At 36.0% G+C, this 3440-nt stretch carries 4 protein-coding genes; all 4 read right to left on the bottom strand.

Annotated elements, in window-relative coordinates:
* The coding region (locus P9L98_01690; GenBank protein ID MDP8216019.1) for a radical SAM protein at window positions 1-508 on the bottom strand (508 nt) is incomplete at its 3' end.
* 198 nt (window positions 509-706) lie between these two features.
* On the bottom strand, window positions 707-1702 hold the full coding sequence (locus P9L98_01685; GenBank protein MDP8216018.1) for a PH domain-containing protein: 996 nt from the start codon (window positions 1700-1702) through the stop codon (window positions 707-709).
* 364 nt (window positions 1703-2066) lie between these two features.
* Entirely contained in the window at window positions 2067-2222 is a 156-nt protein-coding gene (locus P9L98_01680) for a tetratricopeptide repeat protein (protein ID MDP8216017.1), read from the bottom strand.
* Window positions 2223-2440: 218 nt separating this feature from the next.
* Window positions 2441-3160, bottom strand: a complete 720-nt coding sequence (locus P9L98_01675) for a tetratricopeptide repeat protein (GenBank protein ID MDP8216016.1) — start codon at window positions 3158-3160, stop codon at window positions 2441-2443.
* Window positions 3161-3440: the final 280 nt, after the last annotated feature.

The following is a 3440-nucleotide window of genomic DNA, read 5'->3' as shown; positions in this document are numbered from 1 at the left end:
TATTTAAGGAGACTGCATTAGCTAAAGAGAGTGTCTTACGTATTGCATTCTCAGATGCACCGGGTATTATCTTTAGATGGATATAACCTTTAAAGTTATTGTTCTTTCTAAGCATCTCACCAACACTATTAATATAATCCATTGTATTATCAGCTGTACCTATTACCCCGCTGCTTAAGAATAAGCCCTCTACCCTTCTCTTTCTGTAATAGTCCATAAATACCTTAACCAGCTGATCAGGCTCTAATCTACATCTTTTAGGGTCTAAATTACGTCTTAATGGGCAGTATTTGCAGTCATTTACGCATTCATTGGATATTAGTGTCTTAAAGAGGTAAGTTGTCCCGCCGTTGGGTAAAGTAGCCGGATAGACCCATTTATCCTCTTCTGAGCGGCTTCTATGCTCATCTTTAGCCCTAGCGCAGGCACAGGCAAGGTCATAGCCTGAATCCCGGGTTAAAATGGAGAGTTTATCAGTAGTATTGAGACTTTTCTTAACAGCGATCATGTTTTATCCTTTATCTCCTTTAAATACAAAAAACCCTCGCTTAGCCTGTTAAACAAACTAAAACGAAGGTTTTTCTTTTTTATAGTCCAGGTTCCCCCTTCGAACGCAGGACTTTCAAACTATGTTTTTATTATTACGCTGTTTTGCTGGTAGAGTCAAGATTAAATGTCAATTATTATTAATGATCCAGGATATTGACTATAGCCTAAAACTATAAGAATATTTACTTGTAAGCCATCTTGCGAATCTATTTGCACTTCCCCTATTTGGAAAAGCCCCTGTTTCGAATGTTCCTGTTTGTGTATGCAGTATTAAAGTGGCTCTGTCAAAATCCCAGAATTTTTCATCTTGATTATTAACTCTGCGATATTCTGATGCATAGTTTATTTTTAATTCGACAAAGTAAATTTCTTCTCTGTTTATCGATTTAGATCCACTAGTAAAGTTTCCAATTAGCCTGCTGCTATCTTCTTGGTCAGTTGCAAGGGGTTTTTCCCTATGGAATTGGATTGTTCTTTTTTTGATTATATTTTTTAAATTTCTATCTACGACAAGATTTTTCTTCTTAAAAAGGCGAATTTTCTTCCCCGTCGTTAGTAGATAAATTTCTATCTTAAGAAATTCAAAGTCACTATATACGATAGTTTCTATTCCCCTGATTTCACTATAGGGAATCCTGTGACTTTTTTTAAAAATAATACCAGTTTGAAGATAAACTGCTTTATCTGTGAGTACAATTCTGGGGTTGGGATATCTATATACTACTCTTTCATTCAGAGGTATCTCAAATTCCGATACGTTAACAGTAGCGCGTTGCATCGAGCTTTCAATAGCATCTGTCATTATCTCCTCAAAAATGCTCCATTTATCCACCCTTATGTCTGAGCTGGTTGAGATAATAAGTTGTGTTATCACAGTTAAATCTGTCTTCTGATTGGTTGAATCCTCATTTTTTATGACTTCAAAGGCATTGTTTAATATCCGGGAGACGTTTTCCCTTTCTGTATCTGTTAATGAATCAAGTGCTGCTGTAAGGTTGGATGAATCAATATTTAAGGTTTTGAGGTTTTCTTGTAGAGTCTGGTAATGAGAGGAATCTATTTTTAATCTCCTTGCAAAGGAAGTATTATAAGTGAATAAAAAGGAAGCTGATATCAGTATGTTTAAAATGCTTTTTGCCCCGTTTCTTTTCATAATTAACCCCTCAATATAATTATCACTCATTATGGATATATTTGCAATTGGATTATTAAAGAAATCAGGGAGTAGATTACTGATTATGTACTGTGGTTTCTTTTTTTATAGTCCAGGTTCCCCCTTCGAACGCAGGACTTTTAAACTATAGTTTTATTTTATGCTCTCTATAAAAGCTGTTAAGAGGCAAAAATGCTTGAATCTGTTTATTTTCAGGAGTGTAGCCAGAGAAGCACCAATTTGCTTTTATACTCAATATATGCCTTACACTTTTTGTATTATCGGATGTTGTAAGTTCAGGTTAAGAGAGGCTGTCCGGTACCCAGTTTTAGTCTCTATGGCCGGGGTGTTAAGCAGCTATCTGCTATTGTTCTTCCAGCAACTTTTCTTGAATCTCAGGAGGAAGATGATCGTACACTTCAGATTCTATTGCAATTGCTCTTCTAATGTCTTCTATAGCTTCTTCAATCCGTCCCATTCGGTATTTACTAAAGGCGCTATTAACCCATGCTTGATACATATTTGGATTAAGCCCTGTAACTATTTCATTAGATTCTATTGCCTCTTCATGTCGGCCTAAAGCAGTCAGGGAAACTCCAAGGTTATAATAAGCATAGGCATCAAGAGGATCAATCTCTATCGCTTTTTTATAAGCTTCTATTGCCTCTTCATGTTGGCCCAGAGCGTCCAGGGAACCTCCGAGATTATGTAAAGCCTCAAAAATAAATTATTAATTTACTATTCATCTTCTATAAATATCTCCACAAGTTCCGCTGGTAGCTCTTCTCTTAAACGGGGTGAAAGTCGTATGGCCAACTTTAAATCATCGACTCCGCTTTCAGCTTCAATTTCGGTTAGTTTATTATTGGTTAAGAGCATAAGTTTAACTGTTCCCCGAAGAAATAGTGCTGGAGCATGGGAAGGATCTATACTAATAATCCAGTTAAGTTGTGCCAATGCTTCCTCAAGTTTTTGTTGATCACAATATGTCACTGCAAGAATGTAGCCTGTTTCAATATTGTCTTTATCAAGCGCAATGGCTTTTTTAAAACTTTTCTCTGCAGCATCAAAATTGCCTAAGTCACGTTCAACAACACCAAGTGAGTAATGAAATGAAGGATGATCAGGATTGATAGCTATGGCTTTTTTTAGCCAGCTACGCGCTTTTTGAAAATTACCAATAGCTTTAAATACTAAATCGGTATTGCCTTTTAGAAGTTCGGTGCCTAGCTTGTGATACAACGAACCGATTCTATGAATAATAAAAACGTTGTCGGGAGCACTTTTCAAAGCTTCTTCCCAAATTTCGAGTGTCTCCTTGATATCACCGATAATCCCTACATTATTAAATGCAACAATTTCCCCAGTTTCCCTTACTCTTCTTGCATCTGCAGAGGAAGAAAATAGAGCAGTCCCTGCTATAAATAAAATTATCCCTTTGGTCTTTAGATTTACCATAATTTGTATCAATTCCCCTCTTTATAAAGTATGCCATGGGAAATAGAAGAATGCAAATTTAGATAGATTATTTAATTTGATTGTTTCAGAAGCAATTTACTATCAATAATTTAAGTGTTTTAATCCACCTATCTTCCCCTCAAAAACTAATATACCCACTCACCTTCTTAAGCCTCTTACCTATATTACCTAAATCCTCTAATCTCTTAACTCTTCCCCCACTCTTTCTCCAACGGTTAAAGATCTCCCTTATCTCTTCCCAGAATGGTTTCTGTTTTTT

The sequence above is a fragment of the Candidatus Kaelpia imicola genome (genome assembly GCA_030765505.1).
Lineage (GTDB): Bacteria > Omnitrophota > Gorgyraeia > Kaelpiales > Kaelpiaceae > Kaelpia > Kaelpia imicola.
The sequence above is the reverse complement of the archived record's forward strand: the minus strand, read 5'-3'. Positions and strand labels throughout refer to the sequence as shown.

Coding starts and splice junctions, on each gene's coding strand:
- P9L98_01685 (MDP8216018.1), bottom strand. CDS start 1,702: ATGAAAAGAAACGGGGCAAAAAGCATTTTAAACATACTGATATCAGCT.
- P9L98_01680 (MDP8216017.1), bottom strand. CDS start 2,222: ATGTATCAAGCATGGGTTAATAGCGCCTTTAGTAAATACCGAATGGGA.
- P9L98_01675 (MDP8216016.1), bottom strand. CDS start 3,160: ATGGTAAATCTAAAGACCAAAGGGATAATTTTATTTATAGCAGGGACT.